Source organism: Kothea flammea (assembly GCF_052161645.1).
Taxonomy (GTDB): Bacteria; Planctomycetota; Planctomycetia; order Pirellulales; family Pirellulaceae; genus Laterigemmans.
The window spans coordinates 6,257,574-6,276,190 of the sequence record NZ_CP197414.1 but is presented as its reverse complement, the minus strand read 5'-3'; the positions used below and the strand labels follow the sequence as shown (position 1 = coordinate 6,276,190).

9 protein-coding genes are annotated in these 18,617 nt (G+C 56.7%); 6 read left to right on the top strand and 3 right to left on the bottom strand.

Going from position 1 to position 18,617, the window contains the following annotated elements:
- Positions 1–164: 164 nt before the first annotated feature.
- Together SH139x_RS23310 and SH139x_RS23305 are read right to left on the bottom strand one after the other, a co-directional pair.
- On the bottom strand, positions 165–983 hold the full coding sequence (locus SH139x_RS23310) for a hypothetical protein (RefSeq protein WP_488352163.1): 819 nt from the start codon (positions 981–983) through the stop codon (positions 165–167).
- A 46-nt stretch (positions 984–1,029) separates the two neighbouring features.
- Positions 1,030–1,572 (bottom strand): methylated-DNA--[protein]-cysteine S-methyltransferase, encoded by a 543-nt coding sequence (locus tag SH139x_RS23305; protein ID WP_488352162.1) that lies wholly within the window; start codon positions 1,570–1,572, stop codon positions 1,030–1,032.
- 194 nt (positions 1,573–1,766) lie between these two features.
- Here SH139x_RS23305 and SH139x_RS23300 point away from each other — a divergent pair, with 194 nt between their 5' ends.
- The 6 genes from SH139x_RS23300 (at position 1,767) to argH (ending at position 16,403) form a co-directional block, all read left to right on the top strand.
- Positions 1,767–2,510, top strand: coding sequence for a hypothetical protein (locus SH139x_RS23300; protein ID WP_488352161.1), 744 nt, complete (start codon positions 1,767–1,769; stop codon positions 2,508–2,510).
- A gap of 126 nt (positions 2,511–2,636) precedes the next feature.
- A complete protein-coding gene (locus tag SH139x_RS23295; RefSeq protein ID WP_488352160.1) occupies positions 2,637–3,572 on the top strand; it encodes a hypothetical protein in 936 nt (311 codons plus the stop codon).
- Between the two features lie 158 nt (positions 3,573–3,730).
- Positions 3,731–10,882 (top strand): excinuclease ABC subunit UvrA, encoded by a 7,152-nt coding sequence (gene uvrA, locus SH139x_RS23290; RefSeq protein WP_488352159.1) that lies wholly within the window; start codon positions 3,731–3,733, stop codon positions 10,880–10,882.
- Between the two features lie 7 nt (positions 10,883–10,889).
- Entirely contained in the window at positions 10,890–12,443 is a 1,554-nt protein-coding gene (locus SH139x_RS23285; protein WP_488352158.1) for a phospholipase D-like domain-containing protein, read from the top strand.
- Positions 12,444–12,495: 52 nt separating this feature from the next.
- Positions 12,496–14,937: a protein kinase domain-containing protein gene (locus tag SH139x_RS23280; protein ID WP_488352157.1), complete on the top strand. Its 2,442-nt coding sequence runs from the start codon at positions 12,496–12,498 to the stop codon at positions 14,935–14,937.
- A gap of 83 nt (positions 14,938–15,020) precedes the next feature.
- Positions 15,021–16,403: an argininosuccinate lyase gene (gene argH / locus SH139x_RS23275; RefSeq protein WP_488352156.1), complete on the top strand. Its 1,383-nt coding sequence runs from the start codon at positions 15,021–15,023 to the stop codon at positions 16,401–16,403.
- Positions 16,404–16,547: 144 nt separating this feature from the next.
- Here the strand turns inward: argH and SH139x_RS23270 are convergent, their stop codons facing one another.
- Positions 16,548–18,407, bottom strand: a complete 1,860-nt coding sequence (locus SH139x_RS23270) for a C45 family autoproteolytic acyltransferase/hydrolase (protein WP_488352155.1) — start codon at positions 18,405–18,407, stop codon at positions 16,548–16,550.
- Between the last annotated feature and the right edge of the window lie 210 nt (positions 18,408–18,617).

Here is an 18,617-nt window from a genome sequence, read left to right as displayed (position 1 = left end):
CAAGCGTCCGGTTCCTTGGAGCCGTGAGTTACCGCTCAACGGCTGATATAATTAGTTACCTTACTTGGCCTTAAAAAGTAAGCTAAAGAGCCCAGATCGCAATTCCCGGAGAGCATGCGGTGCGTCGACTGCCAAGGCTAAGTGCGAAACGTTATTTCCATGTTTTATTCCCCATGTCCTATTTCGCTGTGGCGGTCAACGGCAGCTTTAAGCTCGCTCAGCAGTTTGCCGTAGCGGTATAGCGGGGAATAAAGCAGCAGGCCGAACAACAGCGTTGGCACAAGTCGCCCCAAAAGCAAGAGCATTGGTGCAGCCAGCCCTATGTCTCGCCAGGCTTCGGTTAAGATTGCCATCCCGACATAGGCCAGCCACCACATGCATGGACAAGCAAGGATGAAACACAAACTTGCAAACAATATGATAGTGATAGAAAGTGAGCCGGCGTTGAAGGAGAGCACAATCAGTGGCCAGCGTGCCAAGTCTGCACGTCCCAACATGATGGCAAGCTTGCGAACGTAAACCATAAATAGGACCGCCGCTATCGCTTGCCCACAGCCGGCTAGCAATAAGCCGATGGTGATTTGCACACTGAGGGGTAACTCGGGCACTGCCAGCAGCGGCGTGAATAGCAAGATGATCGCGAATAACTGGGATCCAATCGACGCGGCCACGAAGACGCGAGTTGATTGTGGCGACGAGACAGGTGTCAAACACAGCAAGCGACCGGCAAAGTCGATTAGCAGGGTGAGCAAGAACACGGCTGCCAACAGGTAAAGCACCGTTGGCAAGGCGAGCGTTCTCGGGCTGGCCACCATCAGCACGGCGAGTCCTGCGAACAGGCCCGCCAAGATGCCTGCCGCAATTAACTTCAGTTGCAGGCCCCGGCTGATCCGGCCCCATTCCAACTGGCCCCATTCCACCCGGCCACTATCGGAATCCACTTGGGGCTCGACAGCCGGTCGGCTCTGTGGTTGCTTTGGCATGTCGGATTCCACGATCAAGGTTTGCCCTGGGGCAGCTTCGGAATGGTCAGCTATTGCGATCGTCAGCCTCGAGAGCCAGCAGCCATCGCTTAGTGTCTACTCCCCCCGGACCACTATATCCGCCCATTTTGCCGCCGCTAGCCAGCACGCGGTGACAGGGGATGACCAGCGGTAGGCGATTTCTGGCCATGGCTTGTCCTACGGCGCGGGCCGCGCGGGGACTGCCGGCCCGGCCCGCCAGCTCGGCGTAAGAAAGTGTCTGTCCCGGAGCGATTAGTCGGCAAAATTGATAAACGCGGGCAAAAAAAGGGGGCCAACCGCTAGAATCTGCGGCGATTTGCTCGAAGGCGGCGAAATTTCCCAAAAAGTAATCTGCCAAAGCTGCATCGAAGTTGAGCACGGCGGCAGGTGAAACGGCGGAAACCCGGTAATTTACGTAGTCAGCGGGGATTTTGTCCGTCTCGCCCCATGCCACCGTATGCAACCCCATCGCAGTCCATTCCGCCCGCAAAGGGCCGCGTGGCGTGTTGTGTACGGAAGTGCATGTTCGCTGAGTTTGAGGCCCGCAATTGCTCGTCCCAAAAGTCATAACACTCCTCCAGTTTTAGATTTACGTCAGCCGAACAGCGATCTGCCCGAACTTGGGTTTTGGTAAAACTGTCCCTGCCAGGGAGTGTACTCGAAGGCCCGACAGCGCGTAGAAGCAGGCGGGCAAGGGCCGTATACTTGAAACAGAGTCGGGCCAACCGGCTAAGCACGAACACGAGCGCCGAGGAGCGATGCATGAGCGAATATGGCACGTTCAGCGATGACTACTACCTGAACATGAACCTCAGTACTGAGTTAGAGCTGCCACAAAACCGCGACACCGTTCTTCATTTTTTCGAGCAATTGCAAAAACGCTACCCGCGGATGGCTCATTTTTACGCGCGGGAGAGGGCCGAGTATGTACTCGAAGAAGAAAAAGAGCAGGGCAATTACCGCTGGGCTTCGGTTGAGCCAAAACGGCTGAACAGCGGGGCGGTCAATCCAGCCTCCTTTGAAGAGGCGGCAGACCAGCACCGCATGATCCTTGATTTACTCCCCTATACGCTGGCCATCAGCCCACTCGATTGCGAGTCGCTGAGCGTCATGCTGGGATTCGATTTCACCTACCGGGGTAACCATAACGAACTGTTGAGTGAGGCACTGGGGGTTATTCCCGCTTTTGAGAAAATGTCAGAAGCGATTGGCAGACCAATCTTGGGTTATGAACCGGCGATCCAGTTTGCCCTCGATGAGGATTGTCGAACGCAGTGTCGGATCAGTTTCGAATCGCGAACTTCGGCTTTTCAGGTTCGCAGTGGCGACTATCCAGAGGAGCAACTGAGCGTCTATTTGACGGTTCGTCGCTTTGAAAGTCTGGCTGTGGGGGAGACCTATCTCCGCGAGTTCGAACGACTGGTCGTGCTTTGTCGCGATCTGGTTGACAGTTACTTGATTGAAAACATTCTGCGGCCCCTGCAGCAAACGATTTCGCTCAAATAACCCGCGGCCGATGGGCGCGAACCGCCATTGACTTTGCCTCCAGTCGGTTCGTACACACCGGCTATGAGAATAGGTTGTCGGCGAAACGTTGCCCGGAAGCAATCCATTGGCCCGCCCGCGCCCACCGTGATGCTAACCATCGCGGTGGCGTCGGTTGCTATGTTGGCTCCCGGCTGCGCTCGGTGGAACAGTGATTTTGCCGATCCACCCTCCTCCGCGGTTGCTGCGGGTGGGCTGCCAGAAGTCAAAATTCCGGCTGAGGCGGCGATTGTCGACGTGGCATTCGTTCCCATGCAGCTAGGCTCCAGCCTCTACGCCAGCCAAGCTGAGAAGGATGCCGCCGCCGTTCGTGAAGTTGCCTCCGGTGACGTTTTAGCGAGTGGAGTTGCGGCGAGTGTCGCAGGTGGTGGCTTGGAGGCACCTTGGCAGCGGATGGACGAGGCGGTGCTCGCTCCCCAGACGCGACGTTGGCTGGCCGCCAACGGTTTGCGAGCGGGACGCATCAGCGGCTGGGATGTCAGTCAAATCGCCAGCATGTCCGAGGAGGATGATTCCACGCGTCTGCTTCGCGAGGCGAGCGTGTTGAGCGATTTTGAGAACCGTCGCAAGCGTTTGACTTGTCGCGACAGCCAGCCTGTGACCTTGGCGGTTCGTCGGGCACTGGAGGGGGATCACCCAACTTTAGTGCGAACCCCCGCCGGCTTGATTGGCAGGAGTCTGGTGAACCCTCAGTTCACCTTGCAAATGAAGACGTTCCTGCTCGACGATGGAAGGCTTTCAGTCAGTTTGCTGCCGGAAATTCAGCACGGACAAATGAAGCAAAGCTTCGTCGCCAACGACTCGCTCGCGTTCCGCATGGATTTTCGCCGCGAGCTGTGGACTCTGAACGAACTGGCGTTAAACGTACCGTTGGCGACCGGTCAAGCGATCGTGATTGTGCCCACCGAAGATGCCTTCGGGCTGGGTCAGCAAATGTTGATCGGACGACGAGCTGATGGCAGCGAAGAACGGGTTGCGGTAATCATCCAACTCGGCCGTCTACCTCAGCAAACGATTCAATAACCGCGTTCTGCTCAATTGCTTGATTTCTTTGCGGCGACTCTTTCGCCCGGTTTTGGGGTGGGGCATGCTCTGCGTCTGCATTACGTTACAATCGTTCATCGACGACGCATTACTCTGCTTTTCCACAACGGATGACAGCCGACGGTATCCATTTGGTCATGACGACGACGCAAATAACAGTCAAAGGGGCTCGCGAACATAACCTCCGCAACGTGAGTGTCGAGTTGCCGCGGGGCAAAATGATCTGCTTTACCGGCGTCTCCGGGAGTGGCAAATCATCGCTGGCATTCGACACGCTCTACGCCGAGGGGCAGCGTCGCTACGTGGAATCTTTGTCGAATTACGCTCGGCAATTCATGGGGCAGATGCCCAAGCCGGATGTCGATTTGATCACCGGATTAAGCCCCTCGATCTCAATTTCGCAGAAATCGACCGGTGCCAACCCCCGCAGCACGGTGGGGACGATCACCGAGATTTACGATTTTCTCAGGGTACTCTTCGCCCGCGTCGGTACCGGCCACTGTCCCGACTGTGGCACTGAGATCGCCGCGCAAACGCGCGAGCAGATCGTCGGTCGCGTGATGGGGTTGGAGCCCGCCGCCACGCTGACCCTGCTGGCTCCGTTGGCGCGTGGTCAAAAGGGCGAGTTTCGGGATTTGTTCGAGGACTTGCGAAAGTTGGGCTACGTGCGCGCCCGCGTCGACGGCACGATTTTCCGCCTCGACACGCCGCCGGCGCTCGACCGTGCCCGCCGCCATGATGTCGAAGTCGTGATCGATCGTTTACCCCCCACGTCGCGACAGCGTGGTCGCTTGGCCGAAGCCGTGGATGCCGCTCTCAAGTTGGGCGACGGCGCTTTGCTGGTGTCGCTCTCGCCCAGCGGTGACGCACCCGCTGTTGAATCAGAGCAGATGGCTGCGGATGATGACGTCGAGGGGGCCACTTCTGCCGATTTCGGCCGTGGCAGCTCGCGGGGCGGCGGTGGTCAAGAAATTCTCTTTTCCAGCCGGTTTGCTTGCGGGGACTGTGGTCGTTCTTTTGCCCCTCCCACACCCCAGTTGTTTTCATTCAACAGTCCGCAAGGCATGTGCCCGGGCTGTGATGGCTTGGGCCGTCTATACACCTTTGTTCCCGAACTGTTAGTCCCCGACCCATCACTCTCTTTCAAGAAGGGAGCGATCCGATTGGTGGGGGAATGGTCCGCGTTGGGGCGCTACAAACGGCACATCTACAGCGGCGTGGCTGAATCGGTCGAGCGGCAATGGGAGCTCGAACCGGGCACCATGTTGACGACACCTTGGCGAGATTTACCACAAAATCTTCGCGAGGCTTGGCTGTGGGGGACCGGCGATCTGCATATCACGTTCACCTGGCGGGGTGGCAGTCGGCCGAGCAAGTACGGCGGCGAATTCAGCGGCATCGTGGCTGAATTGATCGAGCGTTATCGGACCGCGAAGAACAAGCATTATCTCCGCGGTTTAGAAAAGTACATGGATACGCTGGACTGTCCAGATTGCCATGGACGACGGCTCAATCGTCAAGCCTCGGCGGTCACGTTGCAGACCGCTGACCCTCGCTTCAGTGAACATCCGCGTCGCTCATTGCCGGAGATCTGCGAGTTACCTGCTGAGCAATTAGCCAGTTTCTTTTCGGCGATTGAATTACCACCGGCGGCTCAATATATCGCTGGTGAAGTCCTCAAAGAGCTGCGTGCGCGCATCGGTTTTCTGCTCGGTGTCGGACTCGACTATCTAACCCTCTCGCGAACCGCACCGACCTTGTCCGGGGGTGAGTCGCAACGGATTCGCTTGGCCGGTCAAATCGGCAGCGGGCTCGCCGGCGTGCTTTACATCCTCGACGAACCCTCGATCGGCTTGCACGCCCGCGACAATGATCGGCTGATCAAAACGTTGCTCACCCTGCGAGACCGTGGCAACACGTTGATCGTCGTCGAGCATGACGAAGACACGATGCGAGCGGCCGACATGATTGTCGATTTCGGGCCCGGTCCCGGCATCCGCGGCGGCAAAATCGTGGCCAGCGGGACGATGCAGGATATTGCCGACAGCAAGCAAAGCGTGACGGGCAAGTTTCTTTCCGGTGCCGATAGAATTGAGCTGCCTGAGCAGGTTCGCCCCGGCAGCGGTGAGCAATTAATCATCCGCGGAGCCAGCCACAACAACCTGAAATCGATCGACGTTACCTTTCCGCTCGGCACCCTGATCTGCGTTACCGGGGTTTCAGGCAGTGGAAAATCGTCTTTGATCGGAGACATTCTGGAACCCGCGCTCCGCCGCGCCCTCAACGGGGCCGAGTGTGAACCGGGTGCGCACGCCGAATTGGTTGGTCTGGAACACTTAGATAAGACAATCGCGATTGATCAATCTCCGATTGGGCGCACGCCCCGTTCCAATCCGGGGACTTACGTCAAAGTGTTTGATGAGATTCGTAATCTCTTTGCTCGCTTGCCCGAAGCCAAAACGCGAGGTTTTACCGCCAGTCGTTTTAGTTTTAACGTGACGGGGGGGCGCTGCAGCGCTTGTGATGGGAATGGTTCCACTAAACTTGACATGGATTTCCTCGCCGACGTGTGGGTCACCTGCCCCGTTTGTGAGGGCCATCGCTACAATCGCGAAACCTTAGCGGTCAAGTTTAAAGATCATTCGATTTCCGATGTGTTGGAAATGGAGATCGGTCAAGCTTATAAGTTGTTTGAAAACATTCCTAAAATTGCCTGCCAACTCAGCACCTTGGTCGACGTTGGCTTGGAGTACTTACATCTTGGGCAACCCTCACCAACGCTTTCCGGTGGTGAAGCACAACGCATTAAACTTTCGCGCGAACTCTCCAAACGGGCCACCGGGCGGACGCTCTACGTTTTGGATGAACCGACCACCGGACTGCATTTCGCTGACGTCAAATTATTGTTAGCTGTCTTGCACGATTTGGTCGACAAAGGCAACACGGTGGTCGTGGTTGAACACAATTTGGATGTGATCAAGACTGCCGATTGGGTCATCGACTTGGGACCGGAAGGTGGCGCCGGGGGTGGGCAATTGGTGGCCGCGGGCAAACCGGCTGAGATTGCCGAGAATCCGCTTTCTTTCACAGGCCAGGCGCTCCGCCGCGTGCTCGACAAGAAACCGCGACCATTAACCAAACCGGCTGCCAAGCAGGGCGACAAGAAATCAAAACGTGGCAACGGTAAGCCAAAGCTAATCGTTGACGGTGGCACGCAGCACAACTTGAAATCGGTCAACGTGGCTTTGCCCCGCGATGCGATGACGGTGTTTTGTGGTCCCTCGGGTAGCGGCAAATCCTCGTTGGCGATGGATACGATCTATGCCGAGGGCCAGCGTCGATACGTCGAATCGCTCTCTTCTTACGCGCGGCAATTCATCGGGCAAATGCAAAAGCCGCGAGCCGAACGTATTGAGGGGTTGTCGCCGGCGATTGCGCTGGAACAGAAGAACCTCGGGCACAGCCCCCGCAGCACCGTGGGGACCGTGACCGAAATATATGATTATTTTCGCATCCTGATGGCTCGCCTGGGCACGATGTTTTGTCCGGAATGCGAACTGCCGGTGGGGACGCAAACAGCCGATCAAATCGTTGACAAAGTGATGCGGCTCGAGGCGGGTACCCGGTTCTTAATCATGGCACCCTTGCAACGTCCCGAGCATCAGTCCTTTGATGAGTTTTGGCAGAGCTTGCGGGAACAAGGTTTTTCCCGGGTTCGCGTCGACGGCAATACCCATCAGTTGACGGCGATGCCGAAACTCTCCAGCAGCCAACAGGTCACGCTGCAATTGGTGATCGATCGTCTGGAATTGCGGCACGATGATCACACCCGCATCTCAGAGAGTGTGGAACTGGCTTTGGCCGTCGGCAGTGGCGTGATGCAACTGGCGGTGGCCCGGCCAAAGTGTGAGGAATATCTTTGGGAGGTAATTACGCACAGCCAACACTTGGCATGCGAATGTTGCGGACGCTCGTTTCAGCCGCTCACCCCACATCACTTTTCTTTCAACACGGCAGCCGGTTGGTGTCCAGCCTGCGAGGGACTCGGCGAGCAATCGGGGACCAATCCCGCCGCCTTGTTGCGTAACGAAAAGTTGACGCTTGCCGAAGGTGCCGTCGCGCTCTGGCCCGAGCTCAACGCCAGCTTTGCCCGCGGGATGCTGGTGGCGCTCTCGCGGCATACCGATCTCCCCTTGGATGTACCATACGAGCAGCTGACCGTGAGGCAGCGGCGGTTGATCTATCACGGCACCGGAGCGGAATGGATTGAAGTCAAAGCTGGTGACCTGACGGCGAAAGAACATTTTCCGGAACCGGCTGCCGATCCTCAGCCCGCCGCCGCGAGCGATTCGCAAACACTGTTTCATTATCAGTTTAAAGGACTCTATCCGGCGCTGGCGGAAGCCTCGCGGTTGAGTCCCGCTTTGCGTTATCGCTTGGAAGCTTTTACCGACGTGATTGAGTGCACCGTCTGTGATGGCACCCGTTTGACTGATGCCGCGGCTGCTGTGCGGTTCCAAGAGTTGACGATTGGCGACTACGTGCGGATGCCACTTTGGCGTTTGGCCGAGACGGTCAAAGGTTGGAAATTGGATACTCGCCAAAGACGCATCGCGGGGGAGTTAATTCGTGAAATTCGCTCCCGCACGCAATTCCTCTTGGACGTTGGCTTGGAGTATTTGACGTTGAGCCGACCGGCTGCCACGTTGTCGGGGGGCGAAGCCCAACGGATTCGCTTGGCTGCCCAACTCGGCAGTGGGCTGTGCGGCGTGCTGTACGTGTTGGACGAGCCGACGATTGGTTTGCACCCGCGGGACAACCAACGGTTGCTATCGGCCCTGCATCGGTTGCGAGATTTGGGCAACACGCTGCTGGTGGTCGAGCATGACCATGACGTGATCGCCGGCAGCGACTACCTCTGTGACTTTGGCCCACGAGCTGGCAAGTTGGGTGGTGAGATTGTTGCCCAGGGGCCTCCCCAGCGTCTCAAGCCGGCGAGGCAGAGCGTGACGGGGCCATACCTCAACGGCACCAAGGGCATCCCCGTGCCGACCAACCGGCGGACCGCCGGGGGAGCCAGTTCGGCCGCTTCGCTGGAGATTATCGGAGCCGCCGAGCACAACCTACAATCGATTGATGTTTCCATTCCGTTGGGTCTATTTACGGCCGTAACCGGACCGTCCGGCAGCGGCAAATCGACGTTGATTAACGGTATCCTCTATCCGGCGCTGGCACGCATCCGACATCGCGCCAATTTGCGGCCCGGTAAGCATGAGAAAATTCTCGGCTTAAAACATGTCGACAAAGTGATTCAGGTCGACCAGACGCCCCTGGGCAATACCCCCGCTTCCACCCCGGCAACCTATACCGGCGTGTTTGAGCTGATTCGTCTGCTGTTTGCCAAGTTACCGTTGGCGAAATCACGCGGTTATACGGCGCGGCAATTCAGCTTTAACGTTCCCGGAGGACGCTGTCAGGCGTGCGAAGGCTCGGGGCAGAAAAAAATTGAAATGCACTTCTTGCCCGATGTTTGGGTCCTTTGCGAAGATTGCGGCGGGCACCGCTTCACGCCTGAAATCTTGGAAGTCAAATACCACAGCCATAGCATCGCCGATGTGCTGGAGATGTCATGCGCCGATGCGCTGCGGCTATTTTCGGCACAGCCCAAGATCGCCAAGGTCTTGCAAACCTTATGTGATGTGGGGCTGGATTATCTAACCCTGGGGCAATCGGCGCCGACCCTTTCGGGCGGTGAAGCGCAACGCGTTAAACTGGCTGCCGAATTAGCACGACCGCAAACCGGGCAGACGCTATACCTGCTCGATGAGCCAACCACCGGTTTGCACTTTGATGATATTGTCAAACTCTTGGATGTCTTGCAACGGTTGGTTGATCTGGGCAACTCCGTGGTTGTCATCGAACATAACTTGGATGTTATCAAGTGTGCTGATTGGGTGATCGACATGGGCCCGGAGGCGGGCGCGGAAGGTGGCACCGTGGTCTGTGAGGGAACTCCCGAGGCGGTGGTCGAGTATGCCCAGCGAGCAGCCCCCACAGGCAAGACACGGCAAAAATCAAAAAACAAACTACCCCGCAGCTACACCGGGGAATTCTTGCAAGCCGCACTCGCTCAGGGGCCGCATCAAGCACGTCGCTCCGTCGATGTGGAGACGTATCTGGAGCAACAGGCTACCGTTCAGCAGACTCCGCTGGCTGTGCCGCAAACTACCCAGGCGGCCTGGGAAACCGATGGTCGCAGTTGGCACCTCAATGCCCCGCGGGATCGCACTGGTCAAGCCGTTTTGTGGGACCCGGCCTGTATCCGGCGGTTAGTCGAACGGCTCGAAGCGGACGGTCGCTTTGATAAATTCGACTTTAATCATTTCTCCCGGATCGAAGTTCGCGGCGCTCAAGTAAAGGCCAGCGGCGCGAAGCGAAGAGTGAAAGCTGGTGGCAAGAAGCAAGGCGAAGCTGACTTTCATGCTCGCCAGTGGTTCTTACACGCATTTTCCAGCGAGTCAAAATGGATGAAAGCCAAATTCCGGGTGCCGCCGGGGACGTTCAACAAAGCTGAGTTGTTAAAGACGCTCAAGCTGCCCACGCTGAGCCAACTCAACATCCAAGGCGTTTACTCCAGCGACGCCAGGGCCAAGGTGATCAGCCGCAAAGAGTTTCAAGAAATTGAGCTGCGTTTTTTCCTACCCAGCGAGTTGGAGTCGCAGAGTTTCCGAGACTTTCTCGACCTGGCTATCGCGGCCTACCTGCCAACGGGCGCCCTAGTGATTTCGCGGCAAACAGAACCGGAGCAACCGCCCGTTGCCAGCGGCGGTGTGGAAGCGACTCCCACTTTTTCGGCGGAATCGCTGCAGCCCTGGCGGTTGCTCGGCGAACACTGGCATGCAACCCTCAAGGGCTTTCCCGGCGAGGCCAAACCGGAGTGGCCAATCGAACTGGTAAAAGCGACCACCGCGTTGTTACGCAACTATTTTGGCGAAAACATCTTACAGTTTATGTCGCCCCAGTTTATCGTTCTGCAGCCGAGTGGTGCACAGACGGCAGTCGGCCAACTGGAAACGAAACAGGTGGATGGGCTCTACTTGAGATTGTTCGGTAGCGATCAGCTCTTGGACACCGACTCGCTTCGCCAGCTCGATTTTTTCATGCACTCGAAATCACTTGACGATACGCTGGAAATCGCGTTCCGATTGACCGATCCGGACCAGTTGACCAACAAGCGTTTCTTGCACGCTTTGCAAAATCTTTCTTCCAGCGTCCTCGTGCCGCAGTGAACCGGTCGTGAATTGGGACTTTTTCGACGACCGTACCATTACCGTCACCTCCGCAGTATTCTTTTTCGCGGAATGCTGTGGAGTGTTGAGCGCGGTGCACGCTTTGCGGAGGGTTCGTACGGCTCAGGCCACGACTGCTTGGTGCGTGGGGTTGGTGACGCTGCCCCTGCTGGTGGTGCCAGGCTATTGGATTTTTGGACGGTCCCGCTTCTTTGGTTATCGCGAAGCGTTGCGGCGAGTAAAAAGTCAGCACGCGGGGCCGGCCAAAGAATACGAAAGCATGTTGCGGCGAGTCATCGATCCAAATCAGAGGTCAGGCTCGCCGTTACATGAGTTGGCAAAGGTTGTCGATCAACCGGTTACGCATGGTAACGAGTTGGGATTGTTGATCGACGGTCATGAAACATTTGAGGCGATGTTTGGTGCGATTCGCCAAGCACAAGATTATGTGCTGGTGCAGTTTTTTATCATCGAAAATGATTTTATCGGGAACGATTTTGCCGAGACTTTGATCGAACGGGCACAAGCCGGGGTGCGAGTCTTTTTGCTGTATGATGATATTGGTTGCCAATGGTTGCCCCAGTATTACCTCGATCGCCTTGCGCAAGCTGGGGTTGAGGTTAGTTCGTTCAGCACGCGAGGTGGTTTTCGACGTCGTCTCCAAGTCAATTTTCGCAACCATCGCAAGGTGGTGATCGTTGACGGGAAGGTGGCTTTTAGCGGTGGCTTTAACGTCGGCGATGAATACCTAGATGGTGGCCGGAGGTTTCGCAGCTGGCGAGATACGCATATCAGCGTCCGTGGCCCGGCAGTTCAAGCGGTGCAGTCAGCTTTCAATAGCGACTGGTTCTGGGCGCGTCGCGGATTGATCGAAAACCTGCTTTGGGAACCGCAGGAGCAACAGGCAACCGAGCAACTCCCATCGCCGGCGGAAGCTTGTTCCGACGAATATCGTTCCAACAACATTCGTTCAGACGAATATCGTCAAGGTGCGTCTTCGTCAGCCGGTCCACCGGGGCAAGTTGTCGTGATTCCCACCGGGCCGGCCGACACGATGCAACGCTGCACAATGATGTATTGTCAGCTGGCCGCGATGGCAAAACGTCGCATCTGGATCAGCACGCCCTATTTTGTGCCCAACGAAGCGGTGGCAACCGCCTTGGAAACCGCTGCCGCCCGCGGAGTCGAGGTGCGTGTTTTGATCCCCGGTAAGCCTGACCACCTAATCGTTTACTTGGCTGGCAACTATCATGAGGATGGGTTGCTGGAGGTTGGCATCGATTTTTATCGCTACCGAGAGGGATTTATGCATCAAAAGGCGGTGCTCGTCGACAATACCGTTGCCGCGATCGGTTCCACCAACCTTGATAATCGATCATTGCACTTAAACTTCGAAATCATGGTTGCCGGCAGTGATCCCGGCTTCATCCAGCGTGTGGACGCGATGCTGCAGCGAGATTTTCGACGATCAGACAAGACCCAAAAGAACACGTTGAGCAATCGCCCATTCTGGTTTCAAATTATCGTGGGCGTGTCGAGGCTATTTTCTCCCATCCTGTAGTGGGCACCCTTCCGCTTCGATTTATCCCTTTCATTTTACGAAAACAGAACCCATGGCATCTCAGAAAGTTGCCCCCGAATTGCTGGAAACACTGATCGCCCTCTCGCACGCTCGCGAGCTGGGTCGTGAAGCGATTCAGGAATCGATTTTCTTGGAACGGACCGTCGCGGCACCCGACCTGGCCGCTATTTCCGCCGGGGGCGCCGCTGTCGCAGATTCTTTGGCGGCCGAGGCTGCCGTCGCGACGGGTAAGCAGCGGGATGCCTCGGTTGTCGACGAAAGTGATTTGGCCGGTCTGCCGCGACGACGTTTGATTGAGCCGGGTGGCGCGGCCGATTTAGATGCTGATTACCGCTTGGTGGGGGCGATCGGCCGCGGTGGCACGGGTATCGTCTTTCAAACGCATCAACGGGCTGTCAACCGCGAGGTTGCCATTAAGGTGCTGCGCAACTACCTGCGCGCCGATCGCGCCGCGCGGTTGCGGTTTCTCACCGAAGCTCGCACGGTGGGCGCGCTCGATCATCCCAACGTGATCGCGCTGCACGAATTGGCGATTGATGACGAGGGGCATCCCTTTTACTCCATGAAACGGATCGACGGTACGGCTTGGAGCGAGGTGCTGCAGGAGCGAACGCTGGAGGAAAATCTAACAATCTTGCTGGGCGTCGCCGATGCCACCCGCTACGCCCACTCGCGGGGGATTATCCACCGTGACATTAAACCAGCGAATGTCATGTTGGGGCGTTACGGTGAAGTCTTAGTTGCCGACTGGGGGCTGGCGTTGCCGCATCCGATCTCGGAGGAAATGGCTGCGGGGGGCGGCAGCATCGGTGGCACGCCCGCCTACATGGCTCCCGAAATCGCATCGGGCGCTCTGGATGAGATTGGTCCCCACACCGATGTTTATTTGCTGGGCGCGACTCTCTTTCATCTGCTCAGCGGCTTCCCGCCGCACGATGGTGATAACCTCGTCGAGTGTATTTGCAACGCTGCTGACAACAAACTTCGCGCGACCGACGTGCAAAGTGAGTTAATGGACATCGCCCTGATTGCGATGGCTACCGATCCGGCCGATCGCTACGCATCGGTGGGTAAATTTCAGAAAGCGTTGCGAGAATATCAGCAACACCAAGAGAGCATCGCTTTGCTGCGACGAGCGACTCGGCACGCTCAAACCACCGAAGAACCGCTATCCTACGAACGACTCAGCTTGGCCATATCGCTGGCCCGCGAAGCGCTCGAGTTGTGGCCGGAGAATCGACGGGCAAAATCGAGTTTGCGCAAGCTGCAACAGGAATTCGCCCAACTGGCACTCGACCAAGATGACTTGGATTTGGCACTGTCGCTGCTCGAAGCGGCCGGCGAGACGCAGTCCGATTTAGCGGACAAAATCCGCCAACGTCGCCGCTTGCGTTCGGCACAAATTCGGCGCGAAGAACGTTACAGCACGTTGTTTGCAAATTCGCCCGATGCGGTGCTCGTTTCGCGTCTCAACGATGGCACCATCTTGGACGCCAATGATACCTTTCTCAGAATGTTCGCTCGCCAGCGCGATGAGGTGGTTGGCCTGCGAGTGGCCGAAATCAACCTTTGGGAGTCCCCCGAACGACGCGTTGATTTTATCAAGCAAATTCGTGATTCGGGCAAAGTTGATAACTTTGAAACCACTCTGCAAGATGCAAATGGTCGCAAAGTTCCCGTCTTGATCTCAGCCCGCCAAGCAGTGCTGGACGACGAAACTCTGATCGTGGCGCATACCCGCGACATCACCTTGCGACGCGAAGCCGAGAATGAGCTGCGGCGAAGTCAATCTCGACTCCGCGAAGTGCAAACTTTGGCCAACCTGGGAACCTGGGAAGTCAACCTGGAGACGGGCGAAAGTAAATGGAGCGAAGAGACGTTTCGGATCTCTGGGCTACCGCCGAATTCCAAATCGCCAAATTTTGAAGAGTATTTGGCGATGGTCCATCCGGCCGATCGCGAGCGAACGGAGTTGGCGATTCGTAACGCCATGGAAAATGGTGCAGCCTACCAACTGCAAATCCGCCACCGACGCCCCGACGGCAGTTACAACACCACGATCGCCCGCGGCCAACCAATTGTGAATCAAGCCGGCAAGGTCGTGGAGCTGTTCGGTTCGGTGTTGGACATCACCGACCGCCGTTTAATGGAAGACCAGCTTAAGCAACACGCCAGTTATCTGCAGGCCATGTTGGACTATACCGATCGTCCGCTGCTGGCTTTGGAACGTGACGGTACGCTTGTCGCCGCAGCCGCCAGCGTGCTCAAATTGCTGGGACGAAAAACTTGTTGCATGCGGCGCGAATTTCGTTTCGAGCCGGAAGGCTTGCCGACGCTTGATCAGTTGCAAGAGCGAAGCGAAGTGGACGGCCAATTTGCCGAAGATGGTCGGTTGATCTCCAAACCTCTCCGCTTGCTGATCGATCCGAAGGAGTCGTTGCTCCGTTGTGAAATTATCTCACCAGCCGGCTGAGTCCCGGTGCCCATCGTATTGACGCTCGCTGCTTAAGTTCTCTCAATCTAATATTATCGTTCTCAAATTTCGAAAGGAAACGTGTGGCCAGTCCGTCGCGCAGTGGAGTCTTTGATGCGGGTTCCGATCAACGTGTTGAACAGTTTTGTGAAAGCATCAGCTTTGATTCCCGGCTATTCAACGAGGACATTCAAGGATCGCTGGCCCACGCGCGGATGTTGGCTGACCAAGAGTTAATCTCTGCGGACGAATATCAACAAATCGCCACGGTGCTGGGTGAGATTGGCGAGCAAATTGGCCGCGGCGAGTTACCCTTTCGGATTGAACTAGAAGACATCCACATGCACATCGAACAGGCGTTGATCGATCGCCTGGGAGATGTGGGGCGTAAGCTGCATACGGCCCGCAGCCGCAACGATCAAGTCTCGACCGATTTTCGACTGTGGGTCCGCGGAGCGATCGATCGGATTGATGCCCGCCTGTTGGAGCTGCAACGTGCTTTTCTCAGCCGTTGTGATCGAGATTTTGACTGCGTCCTGCCTGCCTACACCCATTTGCAGCGTGCCCAACCCGTGTTGGCGTCGCACTATTGGTTGGCTTACATCGAAAAGTACCAACGAGATCGGACGCGATTGGCCGATTGCCGCGCCCGCCTGAATCAATCCAGCTTGGGAATTGCCGCCGTCGCTGGAACGACCTTAAATATCGACCGCCAGGCAACCGCCACGGCGCTCGGATTTGATGGTTACACGGCTAACAGTCTCGATACCAGCAGCGATCGAGATTTCGCCCTGGAATCGGCTTTTTGTCTCGCCGTGATCGCCACGCACCTCAGCGGTTGGGCTGAGGAATGGATTCTGTGGAGCACGGTCGAGTTTGGCTTTCTAAAGCTGCCTCATGCCTTTTGCACCGGCAGCAGTATCATGCCACAAAAGGTAAATCCTGATGTCTTGGAATTGACGCGGGGGAAAGCGGCTCGGGTGATCGGTGATCTGCAAACGCTGTTCGTACTGGTGAAAGGTTTGCCGCTGGCTTACAACCGTGATTTGCAAGAGGACAAGCCGCCGCTGTTTGACGCCTTTGATACGGTCGATGCCTGTTTGGAGTTGGCCGCACCACTGGTTGCCGGTGCCGAACTGCGGCGTGAACGTATCGCCGCCCGTTTGGAAGAAGGCTATCTCGATGCCACCACGTTGATGGAATATTTGATCCGCAAAGGCTTGCCCCAAAGACGCGCGCATCATTTGGTTGGCGCGATTGTCGGACAAGCGATGGAGAGCAGCGTGCCGCTCAAGGAGATTCCGCTGGCAAGTTTGCAAGCTCATGATCCCTTGATCACCGAGGATGTTTTCGAGATCCTTGGTGTGGAGAATGCCGTGCGGGCTTACGTCAGCCCCGGCTCGTCAGCTCCCGCTCTCGTTCGCCAGCAGATTGAAATCTGGAAACAACGGTTGGAAGCGTGTTGAACGTTTTGCTTGTTACAAGTTCCATCGTATGATTGCTCCGTTGATCGGTGAAATAACGACCTGTCAATCGTTTGAGAGTTCTCGTTAATTCACCAACGTCGCAAACCGAATGCCAGAAAACGAACAGCAGTCCAGCGAGCCGAGTTAGGGCTGAGTATTTACCCGTTTCGCGGCGATTTGCGGATTGCCTGGCCAATAGTCGTTGATCGCAAACCGAACGTACGGGCGTTCCGCCGCCGGTTGTTTATGGCTCGCATTGGCCACATAAGCCACGCCCTCGGCGGGGACAAACAAGACGTTGTGGAGATTCGATTCCATCGCCACCGGGCGACTCATCAACCACATCGCCTTGTTCGCATCAATGCTGCCGTGATGCTCGGTAACGCGAGCTCGCAGCGTCTCCAGGCGGCTGCCGGCCGACAGCACGACCGCGTCTCGGATTCCCGTACCCAACAGGGGATGTGAATCGCCAGGATAGACAAACTCAATCGTCTCAGGTGTGGCGGCAACTCCCACCGCGGCGTTTGTTTTGCCATCCGCAAATACATAGAAATATTCACAAGTGCGAGGACTACCCGCCCACAAGCGGATGACTTCGTCCAAGCTGCTGCATTCCTCCATGGCGCGCCGCATCAACGTGGCCATCGGCACGCCATCCCATTGTCCCTCGCCACGGCCACCCATTTCACCGAGCGAAATTGCCTTGGCATTGATGCCACTGACGCTGCCCGTAAAGCCAGCATAGCCGACATTTAAGAATGGGATCTTATTATCCACGGCGACAATGAAAGTGGTCGCGCAATCTTGCAACCCGATCGTCGTCATGTAATCCAAAACACGCCCGTGATACAACGTGCCATCGACGGTGGCCGAATCGAACACGGCGAAGCCAGAGCAGTGAAACAATTCAGGAAAGACGTTCAAAGTCTTCAGCAACTCCGGGGGTTGCTCCAAAGCGATTGCCAATGCTCGCGTTTCGGCGATGTGATCAGCCGGGATGTGAGGTTTTAAACGTGCGTAAGCAGCATCTAACGTGTGCCGAAACCATTCTCCCGAAACAACCGTTTGGACTGTGCCAAAAGCATATAAGACGGAATCGATGCAGCGCTGTGATTCACGTCGCAGCAATTGACCATGTGCGCGGCCAATCTCCTCCGGCGTGCCGGTTAAGGTGACCAGGCGTTGGCCTTCGACATACTGTAACTTGCCCCCCGCAACTTGCCGCTCGAGTTGGACAGGGTTACCAAGCGAGGTGGAAGGAAGTAAGACTTCGCCCGCACGCCGCAACCCTCGGCATAACTGCCGCTCCAGTTCGTCTCGCGTTAACTCGCTGGCTTGCTGCTCCGCCCAAGTTACCTCAGGTCCAACGTCTGCGGCTGCGGTCAAACGGACGACGACTGAAAACGCTTCACCGCTGACGACATATTCAGCTTGTTCTCCAGCGCTCAACGGATCTAGGCTTTTTGTCCCGGGGCTTGTTGTCCGCAAGTTGACTTTGGAATCGATCAGCCAACTGTCCGTTTTTGGATCGTGTTGGATTGGTGCGTAACTCATGGCCAAGCGGAGCGCAGCTTGCGGATCCTCTGCTTCCAAGAGGGGCAGGAATTTTGACAAATCACATCCCGAGCTGATCACGCGGCGGAGCAAACCGGTGGCCACCAAATGATCCTCCGTGGCGAGTGTGCCGCGACCGAAGTAGACGCGCTGGTGTCGCGGCAGGAACATCGCGGTCAGCTGGTCGCGGCGGCGAATTTCAACCGCGTAGTCGGGGTGGGTGGCGGAAAAATCATAACTATCATCCCCATAACGACTCAACGTTAAACCGATTGGTTGCCGTTCGCCGCCAATGGGTAATTGAGCATCGATGGTAATGACAAACTGCTGCCGCTCGCCCCGCAAAATCTCCAACAGCGGTCGGAGTTGCTCGACCAGCAAGTCAGGCGTTCCCTCGGCAACTTGATCGTCCCCGCGGGCTGGCGAAATCAGGCCGGTGATCGCGAACATTAGGCAACATGCCAGCAGCCAGAGCCTTGATTTGGCTAGTGCCCGAAGTCGACACCGTTGATCAGGATCGCGAACTAGGCGAACTTCTCGAACATTTCGGCGATGAAACCACATGGCGGCTAGTCCTCGGCGGCGGATAAGTGAGAGGGGAGCGGCGAACCACAAATGTCGGCAAGATAGTGTATTTTGCCTGGCCGGATGTTAGGCTAT